We start from the raw sequence: 22327 nt of genomic DNA on the forward strand, positions 1-22327 counted from the left end.
CTTACCCACGATGGACAAAAACTGACCCGTTAGTTTAAGCGAATTTTAATCGAAAACCTGTGGCAAAAGAACGCGAACCGATTGAGAGTTTAGTGCTCTATCATCTGTTCAAATGGACAGTGGTAAGCCCCATGCTTCACGCCTATTTTCGGGGGCGGATTTATGGTGCCGAAAAGGTGCCGCAGTCCGGACCGCTGGTGGTGGTGAGCAATCACGCCAGCGATTTCGACCCGCCGATCGTGTCGAATTGCATGAAGCGCCCGGTGGCATTTATGGCCAAAGAAGAGTTATTTCGCGTGCCGATATTAAACCAGGCGATTCAGTGGTATGGGGCCTATCCGGTTCGGCGCGGAACCAGCGATCGCACCGCAATGCGATCGGCTTTATCCTATCTGGAAAATGGATGGGCAACCGGATTATTTTTAACCGGCACTCGCACCCCCGATGCCCGCATTCGTAACCCGAAATTAGGTGCGGCATTGATTGCCGCCAAAGCACAAGCCCCCCTGTTGCCAGTCAGTTTGTGGGGAACCGAGGCAATTCTTCAGAAAGGAGAAGTGGTTCCAAAATCGGTGCCGGTAACGGTGAGAATTGGAGAGATTATCGATCCGCCCACTTCGACGAAACGCCCCCAATTAGAGGCGGTGACGAATCAATGCGTTGAAGTGATTCATGCCATGCACGATTTAGGGCGATAGTCCGACGGGGACTTAAGTCCCCGCCGGACCGTGGGGTCTACAAAAGCTTGTTGAGAATGAATGGGCAAAATTTTCCGGTACATCCCGCCGCTTATTTAAATATAGCACAAATGTTTTTTATATAGTTCCGTTCATTTGTATAGAAATACAGCAACGCGAGCGAACGGTGTGGTGGGTTTCACCCTAAAAAATGTTAGGTGAGTTAGCAGAAAATAAAAAGATAAAAGTTTCGCTGACTTACAGTTTCATCTAATAAATTTTAATAATTTATATAATAACTTGGCAAAAGCTCGCCAAAGCCGAGGAGAGGTTTGCTTGCAGAGGGAGAAAATTTCGAGCTATGATGAAATCGTGCCAGCAAAAAGCGGGATGTGATGCCAAAACCCATTAAGTAGGTAAAGTTGGCCAACCACAGTCCCTCTGGTTGTATCTGTTTGATGACGGCACCGATTTCTTTTTTAAAACGGGAGTAAGTTAATGACAATTATTCGAGAAAAAAGTGAAATGCTGCTGCAATTAAAAGGATTGTCTCCCGAGGAAGTGGAGGAGTCGCGGCGAATTTACGGCAATAATATTCTGAGTCCGCCGAAACGAGAACCCTGGTGGAAACTGCTGTTAGAGAAGTTTGAAGATCCGGTGATTCGGATTTTGATGGTAGCCGCCGCGATCGCGATTGTTGTGGGTAGCCTTGAGGGAGATTATATTGAAGGATTGGGGATTATTGCTGCCATTATTCTATCCACAGCGGTAGGATTCTTGAACGAATACAAAGCCAAACAAGAATTCGATATCCTCAACCAAGTGAACGATGAAGTGACGTATCATGTGATTCGCGATCGCAGCGTGCGAGCAGTGGCGAAAAAAGATATCGTCGTCGGAGATATCGTAGTGCTAGAAACCGGGGAAGAAGTGCCCGCCGACGGGTGCATTTTAGAAGCCATTTCGTTGCTGGTGAATGAAGCGAGTTTAACCGGGGAAGGGATTCCGGTTCGCAAACATGCCCAAAGCGAAGCGAAGGAGGATTCCCAGCGGGTTTATCCGGTGGATAAACTGCTGCGCGGGACGATTGTAGCGGACGGACATGGCACCATGCAAGTCACGGCGGTGGGCGATCGCACCGAAATCGGAGAAACGGCGATCGCGGCGATCGAGGACACCGAGGAAGAAACGCCCCTGAATGCCCAATTAGACCAACTCAGCAAAGCGATCGGCGTCCTCGGGTTAAGCGTGGCGGTGCTGACAGATTTTGCCCTGGTCTTACGCGGGGTACTCGTGGGTCATCTCACCCTCACAGCAGGTCAATGGTATTTTACCGCACTGATTGCCATCAGCGCCGCGATCGCCTTAATTCGCATCTGGTTGCCCATCGTTTATGATGCCATTGAATTAGCAAAAGGCAACCTAGAAAGACCAAATTGGTTGAAAAATGACAGGGCGATCGAATGGCTAAAAACCCTTGCCCTTGCCTTACTCATCCTGGGAATTGGCATCGGGGTTGGTGCTCTATTCCAATGGCTGCCCGCCTCGATTCAGCAGTGGATGCCCGCCGCCGCCGCCCATCAATTGCTGACCTATTTTACCATTGCCGTCACGATTATTGTAGTCGCCGTTCCGGAAGGATTGGCCTTGAGCGTGACTCTCAGTCTCGCCTACAGCATGAGAAAAATGACCCAACAAAACAATCTCGTGCGCCGGATGAATGCCTGCGAAACGATTGGCGCGGCGACGGTGATTTGTTCCGATAAAACCGGGACACTGACGCTGAACGAAATGCGCGTTAGGGAAACCAACTTTCCCAGTTTGCGGGATGAGAATATTTCCCCACTTATCGCAGAAGCGATCGCCGCGAACACCACAGCCAACTTAGAACGAAACCCCGGAGAAATGCCTTCTCCCTTGGGCAATCCCACCGAAGCAGCCTTGCTATTATGGTTAGACGAACATCACATCGATTATGCCGAAAAACGCGGCGAATTCAGCATTGTCGAGCGATGGGCATTTTCCACCGATCGCAAATACATGGCCACCTTAGGAAAGTCCCCGGAAAACGGGTTAATTTTGCACGTTAAAGGTGCGCCGGAAATACTTCTCGATCGCTGTAGCCAAATTTTAACCCCAGAAGGCATTCGACCCCTCAGCCATGCAGAAACCATTACTGCGGAACTCAAAGACTATCAAATGCGGGGGATGCGGACATTAGCATTTGCTACGGTTTCATCCCCGGAAAATTATCGGGAGGAAATGGACATTGATGAGTTAGCGCAAGAGATGACCTGGGTGGGATGTGTGGCGATCGCCGATCCGATTCGTCCCGACGTTCCCAAAGCTTTGGCTACCTGCAAAAAAGCCAGCATTCGCATCAAAATGGTAACCGGAGATAACCCGAACACTGCCAAAGAAATCGCCCGTCAAATTGGCTTAATTAGCGATAGCGAACCGTCAACCAGCTATCTTACCGGACCGCAATTCAGCCAACTGAAAGCGGAAGAGGCAAAAGCCGCCGCGCAGAACGTCAAAGTGCTGGCGCGCGCGCGCCCTGCTGACAAACAAAGACTGGTGAAATTGCTGCAAGACAGCGGAGAAGTGGTGGCGGTAACTGGGGATGGAACCAATGATGCCCCGGCATTAAACCAAGCGCAAGTCGGGTTAGCGTTGGGGAAAAATAGCACCTTTGTGGCGAAAGAAGCCAGCGATATCATTATTTTGGATCGCGCCTTCGAGAGTATCGAAACGGCGGTGATGTGGGGGCGATCGCTTTACCAAAACATCCAAAAATTCATCCTGTTTCAACTCACTATTAACGTAGCCGCTTGTGGCATTGCCTTACTCGGTCCGTTTATCGGCATCAACTTGCCTCTCACTGTCACCCAACTGCTGTGGGTCAACTTAATTATGGATACCTTTGCTGCATTAGCCCTCGCCACCGAACCGCCCAGCGAAACCGTGATGGAAGTGCCGCCGCGCGATCCGCAAGACTTCATCATCACGAAACCAATGGCGATCGCTATCTTTACCGTTGCCCCGATTTTCCTCTTCTTTCTGCTGGGATTTTTGCTTTACATCCAGGAAGATGGAACCGTCACCAAGTACGAACTCTCTTTGTTCTTCACCACCTTCGTGATGCTTCAATTCTGGAACTTGTTTAATGCGAAATGCTTCGGATTGAATAAGTCGGCATTCTCCAAGTTGTTCGAGAATAAAGCCTTTATTACAATTGCCACGGTGATTTTACTCGGTCAAATCCTGATGGTGCAATTTGGCGGTTCTCTCTTCCGAACCGTTCCCCTCTCCGTGCAAGATTGGCTGATGATTATCGGTGGCACCTCTAGCGTACTGTGGCTGGGAGAAGCCGCACGATTCTTCGCGCGCATGAAAGTGCGATCGAGCCATTAAATTGAAGCAAGGGTGTGAATGATGCCCTCACGTCGATTGCGGGCGGCGGAACCTCGGGTGGGGCGTTCCCCCCGGGGGGGAAACGAGTTAAAGCCGTTAAAAGTCAGCTGACAGCTTGCCGAAAACGTATCGTATCCAAGGCTTCTCACTGCTCGGCGATAAATTCCCCGAGAATGTGATAACATTCGGCTACCGGAGTGCGTTTTTCCATTGCGGTGACTAACGCTTCATAGGCGTCTAGATGGGATTCGATTAGCGTTTTGGCTTGCAAGGTTGCCCAGCGTTCTTTGAGTTGAGCGTCGGTTGCCGAGCGGCGATTTTGGGCTAAAATGGCACGTAGTTTGGTGCGGTCTTCTGCGCCGCCTTCGGCGCTGTCATACATCAAGGTTTCTGCGGCAATTCCCGCCATCCAGATGGTGCAGTAGCGATCGAATAATTGGGCAGATAAGGTACCGCGTTCGAGTTCGGATAGCAGTTCGCTATCGGCGAACCGAACGCCGCCTCGGGCGGGGTGTCCTTGTTGGAGGGATTCCCAGGCATTCAGGGCATAGCCGGTGATGGGAATGCCTAGGAGATGGGCGACGAGAAAGTGTCCGGCTTCGTGGCGCACCACGCGCGATCGATATTGAGGAGAAAATCCGGCGAAGGTATCGACTAACAAGGTGGCACCGGTGCCTTTCAAGCTTACCGAGTCGATGGTAAAAAATCCCAATAGGCTAAATGTGGCCACGGCGGGAATCAGCGGGGAGAGGTTAAACATCGGCCCGAGGAGGGTCGAAACTGTCATGGCGAAAACGGAAATGGAAATTAGATTGAGGGCGGTTTGACTCATGGGTAAATGATGATTTGAGTTTCGTTTTTGCCGATCGCGGCTGTGAATGTTAAAAAATGTTAAGGCGTGTTAGGCCATCCTAACACACCTTTTGGTAGTTCTCAGGGGCGATCGCGCCGCCCAGGGCTTTCGCAGATGAGGGGAAATCGATCCGGAGGAGACTATTCCTGACCACGCGCCTTGTAAAAGGTTTCTAAGCTGTGGCGATCGCCCACGAAACGCCAGTGCCAGGGTTCGTAAGCCACCCCTTGCGGATTGTCCTTGGGAAAAGAAAGCTCGAAACTAAAGTACGCCGCATTCGCTTCCAACCACTGAAACGCCGCCGTATTTTCAAAATTCTCATTGACATGGGTTGCCGGCACATTCGCATCGCCGATATCCACCGCATAGCCGGTATGATGTTCGCTATATCCGGGCGGGGCGCTGACTTCGGCGCGTTCCGATGCCACCTGTCCCCGTTGCGCCTTGATTTCAAAAAATAAATATTGTTGGTCTTCTACGGTTCTAAATCCCGAAATCGGCACTAGATAAATGCCTTCGGCGCGGGCAGCAGCTTGCATGTCTAAAAATGCCTCCGCCGCCGTTTGTCTTAATTTGATGCTACCATCACTGACGATCGCCTGCAGGTCTTCTGGGGATGCTTGCTCGTAAGGCAAGTGCCCCAGGAGGCCCTCATCGGTTTCCGAAGGCTCCCCATTTGCCGCCGTCGGCGTTGGGGAAGCTTCGGCGGTGGGCTGTTCCGTTTGGGGTGCTTCGGGAGTGGGCGAGGGGCTTTGGGTGTTTTCCGGCGCTTCCCCCACTGTCGGGGGTCCCGCTTGCAAGGCAAACCAAACTCCCGCCAACAGGGCGATCGCGCCGGTGGCTAACAATCCCAAAATTAACCCCATCGGTTTTGACCCACTCGGGGTCTCGGGGTTGGGCGTATCTCGAACCGCCTCCGGAATATCCTCTGCCATAACTGCCGAGGTTTTCGACTTGTTTTCAGACAGACCTGCTTTATCCAATGGATCGACTCCTGCACTTAAAGTCCAACTTGCACCATACAAATTTTAGACTGCCACACATCGCGCTCGTCGTTGCGCGCAGAAATTCCAACCATTGCCTCGGGACACCTTTCTCTAAAAATGTGGCATTCTGCTTGCATCATGTTTCTTTCTGCTTTCTCCGTATCAGGATTGACAGACGCAGCCGCTGTTTTTATGGGTGAATCGGATGGAGTATCGCAACTGCTCGCTCGCGCTCAATCCAGGATTTTCTACGATAAATTTCCCCGATTCGATTTTAGACGCTAAAATTTTAGCGCTACCCTGGGAAAAAGCGATCGCTCTTTGGTTATCCCGGTTTTCCACCCTGGAAAAGTTGCTTTTTATCCGGCTGCAACAATTAAAATTGCATAGTCATGTTGGAAACTCATTCATGCTCTTTTTTATTGGGATTTTCTTCAATGCTTATCCTTGGCAACCGATTTCAGACATTTGTTAATTAAAAACAATAAAAGTTTCTAAAAAAAATCCTAATGTTAGTGCAAAAGGCTCGATTTTTATGGCTCAAACAATAGCCTCAAAATTTTGAAAAATGAAGTTAAGTTAGGAGTGGTTTATGGCATCGGATAACGAGCTTTTTTATCGAGCGATCGCACTCAGGAGAGAAATCACTAGGGTTATTTTTTCATAAATCCTGCATTTTATCGAGTTGAGAAAATCACAGTTGAAACCATGCCCAGTTTGGGAACGAAACTAATCGAACTCTACACGCAGCTTGGCGGATTGGCGATCGTGGGACTTATCCTGGGACGTTTCTTGCCGTCAGTGGTGCCTTTGTACTTGGGAAAATTTTTATTTTGGGCGGGGATCCCGATCGCCGTGGTGGGATTCGTGCGCCGCAGCGACCTTTCCGGGGCAATTTGGCTGGCCCCGGCGATCGCTTGGGTGGCGATTCTCCTGGGAGCTTTCCTCAGTTGGGGATGGCTGAAAATCATGGGTAAGCGCCCGGAAAACAGTAGCGACGCCGATGCCCTTCCCGAACCTGCCGAGGAGTCCTGGAACACACCGCGACAAGGCAGCTTTCTGCTCTCCTCAATGGTGGGCAACACTGGCTATATGGGCTATCCGGTGATTTTGGCATTATTTGGCGATCGCTATTTCGCTTGGGCGCTGTTTTACGACTTGTTGGGCACTGTGGTGGGCGCTTACGGACTCGGAGTGGTTCTGGCGGCGGAATTTGGCGAAGGCGGGCATAAAAGCCCGGGAGAGCTGGCGCTGGCGATTGTGAAAACCCCCACCCTGTGGGGCTTGGGTCTGGGCTTGCTGATTCGCGATGTCCCTCTATTTCCGCCCCTGGAACAGAGCCTCGCCAGCTTTGGACGATTGGCGATCGCCGCATCTCTGGTACTCCTGGGCATGAGACTGAGCCAGTTGCACAATTGGAGCAGCATCAAACCCGCTTCGGTGAGCTTAGCCATCAAAATGCTCCTGGTGCCGTTGGCGTTAGGCATCGGTTTATTTCTATTCGACCTCCCTAGCGCCCCTCATTTAATCTTGGTGTTGCAGATGGGAATGCCCCCGGCGTTTGCTACCTTAGTGATTGCAGAAGCTTATAACCTCGATCGCGATTTAACCGTGACCGCTCTGGCCCTCGGCTCGATGGGGTTTTTGCTGCTTCTTCCCTTTTGGTTGTGGCTATTTGGCGTTTAATGGGGGCTAGTCGGTTCGTACTGCGCGGCGAGTTCCGCCGGAGTCATGCGCTCGTAGGGTTCAAACGGCTGGTGAATCCACGGATTATCGGGCAAGTAATCTACATAATAATCCGGCTTGACGATGGAATTGGCTTTGTACCAAATCACAGCAGTGCGGATTTCTTCAATCTCATCGCCATAGCGATCCCACAGCCATTTTTGCATTTCGCGCAAGGAAATCCCCGAATCTACTAGGTCATCTACTAATAACACCTGAGTGCCCAGGCGATCGCGGGTGGCGGTCAAGGTGGGGGCGATTTTTAGCGCTCCGCGCTCTTGTCCGCTCGGTCCGCCGTAGGAAGAAGCGGACACAATGGCCAAGGGGCGATCGTAAATCCGCGCCATTAAATCCCCCACCCGCAGTCCGCCTTTCGCAATGCAGACAATTTGGTTAAATTCCCAACCCGAATGATAGATTTGAGCCGCTAGACGCTCAATTTTTTGGTGGTACTCCGACCAACCGATGTAAAGGTCTGCCATAGCTAAGGCAACAATTCAACACCAGGACATGATAAAACAACAAAGGCAATAAACCAGCATAGCATACCCGCAAAGCGCCATTCTGTATGCCAAGATACGGATTGTCATATGGTAACAGGTCATGTGGTAACAGGTCATTGGTCATTGGTCATTGGTCATGTGGTAACAGGTCATTGGTCATTGGTCATGTGGTAACAGGTCATTGGTCAAATGACAAACCACAAATGACAAAGGACAAATGACAAAGGACAAAGGACAAAGGACAAAGGACAAATGACCAATGACAAAGGACAAATGACAAAGGACAAAGGACAAATGAAAAATGACCAATGACAAAGGACAAACTTCCGACTCTGCTGCTGAAAACGCCATCGCTGAGAAGCTGAGCTTTGGGACGAAATTGGCGTTTGGTGCCGGGGACCTCGGCACGGCGATGACGGCGAATATTATTGTATTTTACCTGCTGTTTTTCTTAACCGATGTGGCGGGATTGTCGCCGGGGTTGGCGGGTAGTATTCTGACGCTTTCCAATATTTGGGATGCGATTAACGATCCGATTGTGGGAGTGCTGAGCGACAAGACGCGATCGCGGTGGGGACGTCGCTATCCGTGGATGATATTTGGGGCGATTCCGTTTGGCATTTTCTTCTTTTTGCAATGGATCGTGCCACCGTTGAGCGAATGGGGTTTATTTTGGTACTATATCGCCATTTCTTTGTTGTTCAATACTGCCTACACGACGGTTAATTTACCCTACACGGCGTTAACTCCAGAATTGACCGAAGACTATGACGAACGGACGAATCTGAACAGCTTTCGCTTTGCCTTTTCCCTCGGGGGAAGTATTGTTTCGTTGCTGATCGGCAAAATTATTTTCGACCTGGTGGAAGATTCCCAACTGCGCTACATCTTGTTGGGGGGAATTTGTGCGGTGATTGCCGTATTGCCGATTTATTGGTGCATTTTAGGAACGCGCGATCGCCTGCAGCAAATGCAGCGGCAAAAACCCGAGGCGGAAGAACCGGTTTCTCTGCCGTTATTGGAGCAATTCCGCATTGTATTAAATAACCGTCCGTTCCTGTTTGCGATCGGAATTTACGTTTGTTCTTGGTTAGCATTGCAGGTGACGGCTTCGATTATTCCCTATTTTGTAGTCAGTTGGATGAACCTCCCGGAAGCGGCATTTCCTCAAGTGGCTCTAGCGGTGCAAGGAACGGCGTTGGTGATGCTGTTTTTTTGGAGTAAACTGAGCGATCGCTTGGGTAAAAAAGCAGTTTATTTTATGGGAATGAGCCTCTGGTTAATCGCCCAATTTGGCCTATTTTTCGTCCAACCGGGACAAAATCTCTTGATGTATTGCCTAGCAGTGATGGCGGGATTTGGCGTAGCAACCGCTTATTTAATTCCCTGGTCGATGGTTCCGGATGTTATCGATTTGGACGAATTGCAAACCGGTCAGCGTAGGGAAGGTATTTTCTATGCGTTTATGGTGTTGTTACAAAAAATCGGTCGCGGGTTGGGGTTATTTTTAGTGGGACAAGCGTTGGAATTTGCCGGTTATCTCGAGCGAGTGCCCGGGGAAGCGATTCCCCAACAACCGGAATCAGCACAGCTTGCCATTCGGATCGCGATCGCGCCCATGCCGGCGTTAGTGATTATCGGCGGTTTAATTTTAGCCTATTTCTATCCGATTACCCGCGATGTCCACCACAGTATTTTGCTGCAATTGCGCGAACGCAAACAGAGCAACGAACGAGCGTAGTGTAAAAAAGTATAGTAACTTCAACAAGCAGGCGATTGAAATCGCGCCTTCGCAGACACTAGGGTAGCCATGCCCGTTAGGGCTATAGCCCGCGTAGGCGGGCTAGGATCGTACACAGGTTCAGGGTACCGTGAGTGGTGGTTTAGAACGCCAACGGCTCACCCGGGAAAGATGGGGAACAATTAGACAATTGACAACCCCCTTACGATCGCCAAGGTTCCTCCCAAGGACCGCCGCCAGTTTCCACCCCACAGAGAGAACTTTGTGCTTGCAACAGGGTGCGCCATTGTCCCCCCACCCGCGATCGCAGAGTCAGCATCACCTCACCTTTCATGGTATCGCGACAGGCGATCGCCAACCCCTGTTGAGTCGGGGCACGCAGGGGAGTTCCCGGCAGATCCGCGTTCGCCCTCACTTCCACCTGCAAATCCCCCTTCGTCGCCTGCATTTCCCAGCGTCCCCAAGGGTCGATATTCCAACTCACCTGAGAATTCCAGGGGACGAACTCGTAGAACGCACCGCGATAGTGGAAACAAATCAACGCCACCGACTCCATCCACCACAGCACCCCGCGCCGTCCCCCACCAGCAGTTAGGGCCAGATCCGGTTCCTCATCAAAACAATTGCAATTGATCCAAAACCATTTTTCCGGAAAAGCGCCGCCCCAGTTTTTCTCGCTGTACGCCGGGGCCTCAGTAAATTCATAGCGGCGATCGCCCCACTCGATCCATCCCGTAGCCAAACCATGCGCCATCAAAATTTGCCATCCGGGTTCAAAAATCGGGAAAAACGAGAACAGACCCGCCGTAGAAAGCTGACCGCGAAAGCGATCGCCCCACCCATAAATCGGTTGAATCGCATACTCCCACTTGCAGCGCCGTTGAGTACCCGGATCGAATAACTGACCTTGATGCCACCTCGCCGTCGCTTGATACCCTTGTTCCAGATGACGCGCGAACTTTGTCGGTTCCAAATACTGCGGTTTGAGCCTTAAATCCGTTTTCCCCCAGTGACCCAGCGCCAGAGCGGTAGCGCTCGCCCAAAACCCCCGCACATCGGGAAAAGTCCGGCACAGATATTCATCATCCGGACCGAGAATTTGCGCCCCGCCGCCACTGTAAGGAGAATTGCCCGCCGGGTCTTCAATCGAATACATAAACGCAAACGTTTGGCGATCGCGCGGTAACGTCACCCGATAGTACCATCCTTCAAAAAAACGACCCTCAGAGCCATCCCAGTGATAGCCGCTGTGGGGAGTTTGTCGGTTCAGCATAGGAATTAATTGACCCAAAACTGGGCACAGAATCACAACAAAACGCCAGGGTGCCGATGATTTTGCTTGCCTTTTTGGGGAGAGGCGGAGCCTCAGAAAGAGCGTTCCCAGACGGGAGGGAACGAGTCAAACGAGTCAAAATAGCCCGCCTAAGCGGGCTTAGTCCCCACCCGCGCCAGCAAATCCAGCAAACCCAAAGCACCTCAACCACTATAATGATTGACAAACCGTTCCATCAGATAGAATTTGGGATAGAACCGTGACCGAAGCCAAAAGCTATAAAGATACCGTAAACCTGCCCCAAACCGGGTTTCAAATGCGGGCAAACGCCGTCAAACGCGAGCCAGAACTCCAGGAATTTTGGGCAGAGCATCAAATTTACCGAAAACTCTCGGAAAACAATCCGGGCGCACCCTTCGTGTTGCACGACGGCCCCCCCTACGCCAATGGTGCCCTGCACATGGGGCACGCCTTGAATAAAATCCTCAAGGACATCATCAACAAATACCAGTTATTGCAAGGGCGAAAAGTGCGCTACGTCCCCGGGTGGGACTGTCATGGTTTGCCCATCGAACTGAAAGTCCTGCAAGCGATGAAGTCCAAAGAGCGGCAAAATCTCACCCCCCTCAAACTGCGGCAAAAAGCCAGAGACTTTGCCCTAAAAACCGTAGAAGAACAAAAACAAGGCTTCCAACGCTACGGCGTTTGGGGAGACTGGGACAACCCCTACCTCACCCTCAAACCCGAATACGAAGCCGCACAAATCGGCGTCTTCGGTCAGATGGTACTCAAAGGCTACATTTATAGAGGACGCAAACCGGTTCACTGGAGTCCCAGTTCCCAGACAGCCCTCGCCGAGGCAGAACTGGAATATCCCGAAGGGCACACCTCTCGCAGTCTTTATGCCGCATTCCGGGTGACGAAACTCTCGGAAACCGCCGCCGCACTCGAACCCTACATGAAGCAACTGTGGGTTGCCATCTGGACCACCACTCCTTGGACGATTCCGGGCAACCTCGCCGTCAGCGTCAATCCGAAGCTGGAATATGCCGTGGTGGAAACCGAACCGGATTACAAAGTCGGATCCGGTAAATTCCTGATCGTCGCCGCCGAATTGGTAGAGCGCTTGTCCGCCACATTAGGTACGGAACTCACCGTCAAAACCAAAATTTCCGGTCAGGCGTTGGAACATTGCACCTATAAGCATCCGTTGTTCGATCGCGAAAGCGAAGTGGTCATCGGCGGCGACTACGTGACCACCGAATCCGGAACCGGGTTGGTTCACACCGCACCGGGTCACGGGTTGGAAGACTATCAAGTGGGTCAGCGCTACGGATTGTCGGTTTTAGCCCCAGTGGACGAACGGGGGAATTTCACCGCAGAAGCGGGGGAATTTGCCGGCTTAAACGTCCTAGACGAGGGCAATGCAGCGGTGATTGAGGCCCTGCAAAAGGCGAACTCCTTGCTGAAAGAAGAGCCATACGTTCACAAGTATCCTTACGATTGGCGCACCAAAAAACCCACCATTTTTCGGGCGACGGAACAGTGGTTCGCCTCGGTGGATGGCTTCCGGGAAGCGGTAATGAAGGCGATCGCCGACGTGCAGTGGATTCCGCCCCAAGGGGAAAACCGCATCACCTCAATGGTTGCAGAGCGATCGGACTGGTGTATCTCCCGTCAGCGCAGTTGGGGCGTTCCCATCCCGGTATTTTACGAAGAAGATACCGGCGAAGCCCTGATGAATGAAGAAACCATCGCTCACGTGCAGCAAATCGTGGCCGAACGTGGCTCCGATGCCTGGTGGGAACTGCCGGTGGAAGAATTATTGCCCGCATCTTATCGCCAGAATGGCAAAACCTACCGCAAAGGGACGGATACAATGGATGTGTGGTTTGATTCCGGGTCCTCTTGGGCTGCAGTGGCCGATCGCCGCTCGGAATTGCACTATCCGGTAGAGATGTATTTGGAAGGCTCGGACCAACATCGCGGCTGGTTTCAATCCAGTTTGCTCACCAGCGTGGCGAATAACGGTTTCGCTCCTTATAAAACCGTGCTGACTCATGGGTTTACCCTGGATGAAACCGGGCGGAAAATGAGTAAATCCCTGGGGAATGTGGTAGACCCTTATACTATTATTAATGGCGGGAACAATCAGAAAAAAGAGCCGCCTTATGGTGCGGACGTGCTGCGTCTGTGGGTGTCTTCGGTGGATTATTCCTCCGACGTGCCAATTGGGAACAATATCCTCAAGCAGTTGGCGGATGTGTATCGCAAAATCCGCAATACGGCGCGGTTTTTGTTGGGGAATTTACATGATTTCGACCCGGAAAAACATGCGGTTCCTTATGCGGAATTGCCGGAGTTAGATAAGTATATGCTGCATCGGATGACTGAGGTGTTTGGAGAAATCACCGAGGCGTTTAATAGCTATCAGTTTTTCCGGTTCTTCCAAACAGTGCAGAATTTCTGCGTGGTGGATTTGTCGAATTTTTATTTGGATATCGCCAAAGACCGTTTGTATATCAGCGGCGCAGATGCCTACCGCCGTCGTAGCTGTCAGACGGTGCTGGCGATCGCGGTGGAAAATCTGGCTAAAGCGATCGCGCCGGTCTTGTGCCACATGGCGGAAGATATCTGGCAAAATCTCCCCTATCCGACGCCCTCTCGGTCCGTGTTTGAAGCCGGTTGGGTGAAGGTAGATGCCGGCTGGAAAAATCCCGAGTTGGCGTCACACTGGCAAAAATTGCGGCAAATTCGCGGCGAAGTGAACCAAGTGCTGGAAAAAGCCCGTCAGAATAAGGCGATCGGCTCGTCGTTGGAAGCGAAGGTGCTGCTTTACGTTCCCGATGAGGAACTGCGGGAGCAATTGGTGCAGATGAATCCGGATTCTCGCGCCAGTCTCCTCCCACCCCCGCCGACTATCGCCGACGAGACGCCCGAACCACCCGCGCCGCCGGACACGCCGCAGCAATGGCAGGAGGTGTTGCAAAAGGTGACGGCATTTTTAGCCGAGTTTCCCCGCTATTTGAGTGAGTTTTTCTCCGGGTACAAGCGTCCCTTGGTGACGGTGGGATTGATGTTCGCCGCGATTGTCTCGGTTCTCGTCCTCGGGGCGATTGTGGATGCGATCGATGACCTTCCCCTGCTTCCCGGAATCCTGGAACTGGTAGGTATAGCATATAGTGCCTGGTTTGTCAAGCGCTATCTGTGGCGTGCGGCAAATCGTCAAGAGTTATGGGAAATGTTGGCATCGGCGAAAACCTATGTCATCGGAGAGGCAAAACCCGGTGAGGACCAGGAGGCGATCGCGCCACCTTCCCCCAAACTCACCGAACCCGTCACCCCAGAAGTGCCGCACATTCAGCCCGCGATTCGGGGGAATGGCGTGGACGAACTGCGCTATCTGTTTATCGCCTCCCAAGTGGAGGTGGTGGATAGTCCAGAACCCTTGAAAGGGGTGGAGTATCGTTCGGAAGCCGATTTCTTGGGGGTTGCTGTGGTCAAAGCAGAGGGCGAAAAATGCGATCGCTGCTGGAACTACTCCACCCACATCGGCGAATCTCCCGAAGACCCCACCATCTGCGAACGCTGCGTCGCCGCTTTAGCCGGTGAATTCTAAATCCTCGGGTGGGCATTATTGCCCACCTTACTCCCAATCAAGGGACGGGAAATGCCATCAATGAAGGTCTCTACAGGCGCAATTCCCCCCAAAATCCGCCTAGAGGCGCTATGAGATTGAGCGGAGAGGTTCGCATTGCCCACACCCTACATTGATTTCTACCTGCAAGGGCGATCGCCTTTTCCCCAAGTGCCCCCCATCTTGGGGTAAAATGTTCCCGCTCATTCCTTTACCTGAAAATCACCCCTATGCTTGGCGCGATCGCTGGTGACATCATCGGTTCTATCTACGAAGGTCACAATATCAAAACCAAACAATTCCCCCTGTTTGCCCCACAATGCCGGTTCACCGATGACACGGTACTCACGGTGGCGGTTGCGGATGCCATCCTCCACCACGCCGACTACGGATCTCTCATCAAATCCTACTACCGTCGCTATCCCTATGCCGGTTATGGTGGCAATTTTACCCGCTGGGGTCAGTCCGATACCTGCGCCCCCTATTACAGTTGGGGCAATGGTTCCGCAATGCGCGTCAGTCCCGTGGGCTATGCCTTCGATGACCTGGATACCACCCTCACACAAGCCAAATCCAGCGCGGAAGTCACCCACAATCACCCAGAAGGCATCAAAGGCGCACAAGTCACCGCCGCCGCTATTTTTCTCGCCAAACAAGGCGGCACAAAATCAGCAATTAAATCCTACATCGAGCAACATTTCGGTTATAATTTAACTCAAACTTTGGCAGAAATTCGCCCCTCCTATCGCTTCGATGTCTCCTGTCAGGGTTCGGTCCCCCAAGCCATTATTGCATTTCTCGAATCCACGGATTTCGAGGATGCGATTCGCAATGCAATTTCGATTGGCGGCGATAGCGATACCATTGCCTGCATTACTGGCGGCATCGCTCAGGCGTTTTATGGCAGCGTCCCAGACCCCATTGCCCGGGAAACGTTGCAGCGTCTGGACGACCCCCTGCGCCAGGTGATTTTTAGCTTTCAAAATCACTATGGCGGATGATGGTAAAATCCGCTATTTTAATTCGCGGTTCCTTCGTTCCCAGCATGAGCTGGGAACGCCCATCCCGAGGCGGATCATCTGCGCGATCGCGCGATCGCCTATCACTCCAAATTCACCAAATTTAACTTGTTCTTTTGCTGCTTCATATCCAGGATAACATTGAGTTTCTCCATCATTTCTTGGGTGAATTCTGCAAATGCTTTTGACCCGCGCGCGGTGGGATGAGTCAGCAATACGGGCAGGAAACTATCCACGGCTTTGGACACATTCACGTCAATCGGTATTCGGGTTTTGAAAATGCGGTTTTCGCCAAAATCCTCATACACCCGCTTCATTACTTGCCGATAATATCTACCGTTTAATAAATTGGCAGACATGGTAAAACCAATCCCCAGCATTTCTAAATTAATCGGATATTCTTCCTTATAACTTTCTCGCAATTGATTGATGCGCCGTTCGAGCAATTGGATGCCAATCAAGGAAAGGGGTTCGGGTTTCGCGGGCAGCAGGTAGAAATCACTGGCCACTAACGCACTGCGGGTTAACAGATTGTAACCGGGGGCGCAATCGAGAATGATAAAATCATAGTCTTTATCAATTGGCTGCAAAATGCCTTCGACTAAGATGCGCTCTAGCTTTTTCCAGACTTCTTGAAAGTTGTCTTTTCCCAGTTTTATTGCCTTGCGGTGCAGGACTTCGGAAACCATAAATTCATCGTACAGTTCCAGGTCTCCGGGCAATAAATCCAGCCCTTTGAGATTGCCAATGTAGGGTTTGATGATATCTTGAATCGGCAGGGTATTTTGAGGAAGGGGTTGGATAAAGTCGTTGACTAGGTATTTTAAGGTGCGCTTTTCTTTCCGCAGTTTAGAAAAGTCGTGAGGAGACACTAAACTCAGGGTGGCGCTGATTTGCGTATCGAGATCCACGACTAACACCCGCTTGTGAAAATCTTTAGCGAGAGACGCCGCTAAGTTCACGGTGAGGGTGGTTTTGCCCACGCCCCCTTTCATGTTAGCCGTTGCAATGATATGTGCCATAATTTCACTCCTCAGCCAGTTAGATGCACGAGCGGTTAACTTCGCCCCATTATGCGATATCGATAACAACTATAACGGAGCAGCAATGGGGGATCCTCGTCTGGGGTGTTTTCCCTCATCCGGAAATGTTCGGAGGGACTCCCGCAGTGGGATACCTACAGGGGGTAGCAAACCTCCCTTCCCGGTGGCGCGATCGCCTGAAAAATTCCGACTATCCTAACACATCTGTTCGATCGCCCTTTTCTTTCCCCCCGATCGCTCCTGCTCACCCAAATAGAAAACCCTCGGGGCTTCCCCCAGGGTTCCTCTGTTCGACCCACCCCCCTCGCCAGCGGGCAATCCCACTGGCACCTTTACGGCTTAAATCTGGCTAAATTTTCCCGGTTCGATGCTGAAGCGATCGCGTGACCCCTCACCTATCCCCCGGGGAGGACTGTGGTGGCTTTCCCCCACCTCGGGCTTAATGATGGCCCTGGGAAGCATTGGACATCCTCTGCACCGACTGGCGATCGCCGCCTCGCAGTCTGGATTCTTGCTTCACCCTCCCCGACATCGCCGCATGTTGCAAGGTCATAAACGCATTCAGGTCTTCGAGGTCATATTGGCTGCTGAGCAATTCTCTGAGCTGTTCTTCCGCTTCTCGGGTCAAATAACCGAGGGACAGCGCTTGTTCTACTAGCTCGCGAATTCGAGTCATGGTGATTTCCCCTTTGCTTGGCTTATAGCCGTAGTATCGCTTCTGTGGCCAAATTCCTCAGTGACCCGAATTTCCCGATTCCTGTGATGATTCTCGTAATGGCTTGTGAGGCTTTGGCGGGTTCTCAGGTGACGTTTTGCGGCGCTTTGGGTGATCTCGATCGCGCCGAATGCAAACGGTTTCGCGATCGCACACCGGCTGCACCCCCTGCGATCGCCCCGATTGGCGCGGGTGGATCCTCTCACCGGTGGGTTCCCCCCCGGGAGTCCTCTTCCCTGTCTATCAAATTTCCCTGACTTTGGCCCGGGATTTCATTCCCGCCCTGGGGTCGGCTCGCGAGTCGCTTCTGGGTATGCTAAAATCAGGATAGCTTTGGGGCTGTGGCTCAGTTGGATAGAGCAAGCGCCTCCTGATGAATCGGGCACCTTGGAGGAAACTCCAAGCGTGAATGTGGTCAAATTCAAGAAAGCCTACGTCCCCGGAGACGGTTTTTCTCAATTCTGTCTCCCGCCGATAAGGTAATCTTGAGCCAAGCCTGCCCTCGTCCCCCCGGTTGGGGTTAACAATCCCTGGCTTTCTCGGGGAACGCTAGTGCAGGAAGGTGCAGAGACTGGTTTGCAGGAGCTATTGCAGGATGGACTACGATGTCTCATCCAAAGTAGAGCAACGTGGCGTTCTGGCTGGCATGCTTTTGGGGAAGGGACGAAGAAGAAATCATAACTTCTTTATCCAACATTCCTCCACTCAAGAGAGCTATGTTTTATTCAAACAGCAGCTTCTCGAACAAATCACGCGATCGCCAGTCAAACTCCAACGCCGCCGGACAAAACAGGGCTACCCCCTGCTTCGTCTGGAACCGAAGTTGATTCCCCTGACCCGGGTTTTGGTGAAAAAACTGTATCGCGGTGGTCAACCCACCATCTCGCCGCAGTTCCTGAACCTGTTAACCTTGCAGGGAATCGCAATTTGGTTCCTCGATGAGGGGTCGAAGTCCTTTAAAAAAACAGACGGGAAAATTCATGCCCTCGAGGTTTACCTGAATACCTATCTGCCTAAATCGGAAAATGAGGCGATCGCCGCTTACTTTTCTCAGGTTTGGGGCATCCAGTGGGGACTCAGTAAAGCCTCCCGCGCTTACCGTCTGCGAATGGGAACCAAAGAATCGCGCCGATTTTTCGAGCTGATTCGCCCCTGTGTCCCGGAACCGATGCTCTACAAAATTAACCCCTCCGCAAACGGAACGGCCACCACCTACGGGCATCAAACTCCGCCTACGGTGAAGGAATAGTCCAGAAAGTGAGGAAACTCACACCAATCTGAAGCGCTAGGTCGCCGGTTCGAATCCGGCCAGTCCCGTTCTCTTCTCCCGCCCGAGTCTGCTACTCTTAAGAACGACAACTCGACTATCCGGGTGGGTCGCCGATTTTATCGCGCGATCGCCCCCGGGGGAAGGTTGCTCCTCTGCCCAGAATATAAACGGTTGGTAATTTGAGATATGGTCTGGAAGATCGGTCTGCACCGAAGACATGAGGCTAAATCGCGAACCTGGGGATCGAAAAGCAGATCGGCGATCGTGTTGCTATTAGGACTCGCGGCGGTGGGCTGGATCGGCTACAAGCAGCTCAGAGCTTATTTTGACGACCCCGACGCATTGCTAGTATTGGGGGGTGCCGTAGAACGAGAAGAATTTGCAGCAGAGTTTGCGCGACGACATCCAGAACTCGAGATTTGGATTTCCGGAGGAAGCAACCCGGAATATGCGGAATGGATTTTTGCCGAAGCGGGAATCGATTTGAATCGGTTGCATCTGGACTATCGGGCGGTGGACACGGTAACGAATTTTACCACCTTAGTGGATGAATTTAAAGCCCGAGGAATCGATCGGGTGTATTTGATTACCTCAGACGACCACATGCGCCGCGCCAGAGCGATCGCCGAAATCGTGCTTGGGAGTCGCGGGATTACCTACAAAGCATTGCCCGTCACCTCCGGGCGATCGCCCGAACCCCTGCAAAAAGCAATTCGCGATGGGGCGCGCGCCATTTTATGGGTGACAACCGGATATACCGGCGCGAGTTTTGGCCAACCGAAACTCCCAGAATCGGAAGAGGAGAATTGAGACCCGAGCAATTTTCAAGTGAGAATTGACAGAGCGATTGATTCTTCATTCTTCTCCTCACCGTAGGGTGGGTGACGCCGCCCATCCTATCCCGCATTTATCGCACAAGTGAAGCGCGGCGTCACCCACCCAGACGCGGGCGGCATATCATATCACAATTGTTCCTTGGCGAACCACCGTATTAATCCTTAAATTTTAATTGTTTCTCTCCGTTTAAGCAAAATGGCTGAAAACTCAGCCAAGAAATTGCCGATCGCGATTTAAACGCCTATAATAAAATTAACTTTTATTGAACTTTGAGGCACCATTTGTTGGAATTAAAAGGCCAATTCTGCGTGGTCTCCCATAGCTTTAACCTACCATGATTGACCCCAACCTCGTTACGGCAAACCGCGTTAACTTGACCAACTGCGATCGCGAAGCGATCCACATTCCCGGTGCCATTCAACCGCATGGGGTGCTATTGGTCTTTTCCGAACCAGAATTGCAGATTCAAAGACTCAGCAAAAACACGGAAGACCTACTCGGGATTCCAGCGGAAGAATGGCTCGATCGCACCTTAGCAGAGGTTCTGGGAAACGAGTGTGCCGAAACCATCAAACGATGCTTGTCCCATGACTTTTCCCATGTCAATCCCCTAAAAATCCATTTAAACGCGCCCAAACCGCAAACCTTTAACGGAATCGTGCATCGGTGGGCGGGGAATTGCATACTGGAACTCGAGCCGATCGCGGGAGAAACCCAGCGCGACTTTTTCCAATTTTATCAGATGACGCGAGGGCCGATCGTGCAAATCCAAAAAGCGGCGAACTTGTCAGAATTGTGCCAAGCGATCGCCGAAGAAATCCGCCAGATTGCCGGATTCGATCGGGTCATGGTGTATCGATTCGATGCCGACAAATCCGGAACCGTGATTGCCGAAGACAAGGAAGAAGATTTACCCAGTTTTCTCGGCTTGCACTATCCCGCCACAGACATTCCCGAACCCGCGCGCAGACTCTACGAACTGAGTTTACTGCGATTAATCCCCGATGTCAACTATCAGCCCGGGGAACTGCTCTCATCTGCTGCAGTGGCATCCGAACCGCTGGATCTGAGCTTATCCGGATTGAGAAGCGTTTCCCCCATCCATATAGAATACCTGAAAAACATGGGCGTTGCCGCTTCCATGTCCATTTCCTTGCTAAAAAACAAAACCCTGTGGGGATTGATTGCCTGTCATCATCAAACCCCCAAAATAGTCCCTTATGAAATTCGCACCGTCTGCGAATTTTTAGGGCAAGTCATGGCAATAGAAATTCCCGAAAAAGAACAACGGGAAGGATTGGACTATCAAATGAAATTAAAGTCCATTCAATCGCGGTTTATCGAAAAGATTTCTCAAGCGGACAACTTAGGAACTGGCTTAGTCGCAGATAGAAACGCCTTACTGAGCTTAGTGGGAGCGCAGGGAGCCGCCCTGTGCGTGGAAGGAACCTTAACCTTAGTGGGGAAAACGCCACAGGAAAGCGAAATTCAAGAATTAATCGAATGGGTGAAACCGCAAATCGAGAACGATATTTTTTGCACCAACGCCTTACCGACCCTGTATCCGGAAGCGGAAAGGTATAAAGAAATCGCCAGTGGCGTGCTAGTGCTGTGGATTTCCAAACTTCAAAAAAACTACGTAGTGTGGTTTCGCCCGGAAGTGCTAAAAAATGTGAATTGGGCGGGGAATCCAGTAAAAAACGGCAAAATTGAAGCCGATGGGAGCCTCACCTTATCGCCGCGCCAATCCTTTGAAAGATGGCAAGAAACCGTGCGATCGCATTCCTTACCCTGGCAACCGTGCGAAATCGAAGGAGCCGTAGAACTGCGAAGTGCTATTGTGGGAATCGTGCTGCGAAAAGCCGAAGAACTGGCGATGATAAATTTAGAATTAGAGCGGAGCAACAACGAGCTAGATGCCTTTGCTTACATTGCCTCCCACGATTTAAAAGAACCCCTGCGCGGGATTCATAACTATTCTAATTTCTTGCTAGAAGATTATGCCCCAGTGCTGGACGAAGAAGGGGTGACTAAATTAGAAACCTTGGTGCGGTTGACCGCGCGCATGGAAGATTTGATTAACGCCCTGCTGCATTTTTCTCGGTTGGGACGCGAAGAACTCTCGATGGAGCAAACCGATTTGAATAAAGTAGTAGAGAATGTGGCAGAAGTCTTGAGGATTAGCAAACCCGAGACCCAGGTAGAGCTGTGCATTCCCCGTCCGTTGCCCAAAATTTGCTGCGATCGCGTCTTAATTGAAGAAGTATTGAGTAACCTGATTGGCAATGCACTTAAATACAACAAAAATGGCGAAAAACGAGTCGAAGTGGGGTGGTTTGTCCGGGAAGAAAATCCCCCCGGGGGCGATCGTGAAGACGCCGGGGCGCAGTGGGATACCGAGGAAAGTGCCATCGGGTTTTACGTCCGAGACAACGGGATTGGGATTCGCGAACGGCATATTGACAGCGTGTTTCGCTTGTTCAAGCGCCTGCACGCCCCGAGCAAATACGGCGGGGGCACGGGAGCTGGCTTAACAATTGTTAAAAAAATTATCGAACGTCACGGGGGCAAAATCTGGGTAGAATCGACATACGGAAAAGGCAGTACCTTTTATTTCACCCTAGCCCAGTAACG

Annotated in this window: 16 protein-coding genes; 10 read left to right on the top strand and 6 right to left on the bottom strand. The window is 51.5% G+C overall.

The genetic code is table 11. The annotated features are described in order from the left end of the window. Window positions 1–59: 59 nt before the first annotated feature. Window positions 60–698, top strand: coding sequence for a lysophospholipid acyltransferase family protein (locus LKK83_RS16365; RefSeq protein ID WP_324632293.1), 639 nt, complete (start codon window positions 60–62; stop codon window positions 696–698). Window positions 699–1175: 477 nt separating this feature from the next. Then, window positions 1176–4091 (top strand): calcium-translocating P-type ATPase, PMCA-type, encoded by a 2916-nt coding sequence (locus tag LKK83_RS16370; RefSeq protein ID WP_324632294.1) that lies wholly within the window; start codon window positions 1176–1178, stop codon window positions 4089–4091. Between the two features lie 145 nt (window positions 4092–4236). On the opposite strand, the gene LKK83_RS16375 is transcribed toward LKK83_RS16370, so the two are convergent. Together LKK83_RS16375 and LKK83_RS16380 are read right to left on the bottom strand one after the other, a co-directional pair. Beyond that, a complete protein-coding gene (locus LKK83_RS16375) occupies window positions 4237–4923 on the bottom strand; it encodes an ATP-dependent Zn protease (RefSeq protein WP_324632296.1) in 687 nt (228 codons plus the stop codon). A gap of 161 nt (window positions 4924–5084) precedes the next feature. Then, window positions 5085–5927, bottom strand: a complete 843-nt coding sequence (locus tag LKK83_RS16380) for a D-alanyl-D-alanine carboxypeptidase family protein (RefSeq protein WP_442957325.1) — start codon at window positions 5925–5927, stop codon at window positions 5085–5087. Between the two features lie 711 nt (window positions 5928–6638). Between LKK83_RS16380 and LKK83_RS16385 the strand changes: the two genes are divergently transcribed. Next, on the top strand, window positions 6639–7616 hold the full coding sequence (locus LKK83_RS16385) for an AEC family transporter (RefSeq protein WP_324632297.1): 978 nt from the start codon (window positions 6639–6641) through the stop codon (window positions 7614–7616). Here LKK83_RS16385 and LKK83_RS16390 read toward each other — a convergent pair. Then, window positions 7613–8137, bottom strand: a complete 525-nt coding sequence (locus tag LKK83_RS16390; protein ID WP_324632298.1) for a phosphoribosyltransferase — start codon at window positions 8135–8137, stop codon at window positions 7613–7615. The two genes, LKK83_RS16385 and LKK83_RS16390, sit on opposite strands and share 4 nt — an antisense overlap. 322 nt (window positions 8138–8459) lie before the next feature. Between LKK83_RS16390 and LKK83_RS16395 the strand changes: the two genes are divergently transcribed. Next, complete coding sequence (locus LKK83_RS16395; RefSeq protein ID WP_324632299.1) at window positions 8460–9899, top strand: MFS transporter; 1440 nt, start codon at window positions 8460–8462, stop codon at window positions 9897–9899. A 202-nt stretch (window positions 9900–10101) separates the two neighbouring features. Here the strand turns inward: LKK83_RS16395 and LKK83_RS16400 are convergent, their stop codons facing one another. Continuing rightward, window positions 10102–11172: a tocopherol cyclase family protein gene (locus tag LKK83_RS16400; RefSeq protein ID WP_324632301.1), complete on the bottom strand. Its 1071-nt coding sequence runs from the start codon at window positions 11170–11172 to the stop codon at window positions 10102–10104. Window positions 11173–11431: 259 nt separating this feature from the next. Here LKK83_RS16400 and ileS point away from each other — a divergent pair, with 259 nt between their 5' ends. Together ileS and LKK83_RS16410 are read left to right on the top strand one after the other, a co-directional pair. After that, entirely contained in the window at window positions 11432–14791 is a 3360-nt protein-coding gene (gene ileS, locus LKK83_RS16405; protein WP_324632302.1) for an isoleucine--tRNA ligase, read from the top strand. Window positions 14792–15039: 248 nt separating this feature from the next. Beyond that, on the top strand, window positions 15040–15810 hold the full coding sequence (locus LKK83_RS16410) for an ADP-ribosylglycohydrolase family protein (protein WP_324632303.1): 771 nt from the start codon (window positions 15040–15042) through the stop codon (window positions 15808–15810). A gap of 101 nt (window positions 15811–15911) precedes the next feature. Here LKK83_RS16410 and LKK83_RS16415 read toward each other — a convergent pair whose 3' ends face one another. Beyond that, on the bottom strand, window positions 15912–16850 hold the full coding sequence (locus tag LKK83_RS16415) for a ParA family protein (protein WP_324632304.1): 939 nt from the start codon (window positions 16848–16850) through the stop codon (window positions 15912–15914). A gap of 460 nt (window positions 16851–17310) precedes the next feature. Further along, a complete protein-coding gene (locus LKK83_RS16420) occupies window positions 17311–17547 on the bottom strand; it encodes a hypothetical protein (protein WP_324632306.1) in 237 nt (78 codons plus the stop codon). Window positions 17548–17630: 83 nt separating this feature from the next. Here LKK83_RS16420 and LKK83_RS16425 point away from each other — a divergent pair, with 83 nt between their 5' ends. The 4 genes from LKK83_RS16425 (at window position 17631) to LKK83_RS16440 (ending at window position 22325) form a co-directional block, all read left to right on the top strand. Then, the gene (locus LKK83_RS16425) at window positions 17631–17843 is read left to right on the top strand and encodes a hypothetical protein (RefSeq protein ID WP_324632307.1); all 213 of its coding nucleotides are present in this window, start codon (window positions 17631–17633) and stop codon (window positions 17841–17843) included. Window positions 17844–18181: 338 nt separating this feature from the next. Beyond that, complete coding sequence (locus LKK83_RS16430; RefSeq protein ID WP_324632308.1) at window positions 18182–18835, top strand: DNA endonuclease; 654 nt, start codon at window positions 18182–18184, stop codon at window positions 18833–18835. A 207-nt stretch (window positions 18836–19042) separates the two neighbouring features. Further along, on the top strand, window positions 19043–19666 hold the full coding sequence (locus LKK83_RS16435; RefSeq protein ID WP_324632309.1) for a YdcF family protein: 624 nt from the start codon (window positions 19043–19045) through the stop codon (window positions 19664–19666). A gap of 361 nt (window positions 19667–20027) precedes the next feature. Continuing rightward, on the top strand, window positions 20028–22325 hold the full coding sequence (locus LKK83_RS16440) for an ATP-binding protein (protein WP_324632311.1): 2298 nt from the start codon (window positions 20028–20030) through the stop codon (window positions 22323–22325). Window positions 22326–22327: the final 2 nt, after the last annotated feature.

The organism is Phormidium sp. CCY1219 (assembly GCF_035615515.1).
Taxonomy (GTDB): domain Bacteria; phylum Cyanobacteriota; class Cyanobacteriia; order Cyanobacteriales; family Laspinemataceae; genus CCY1219.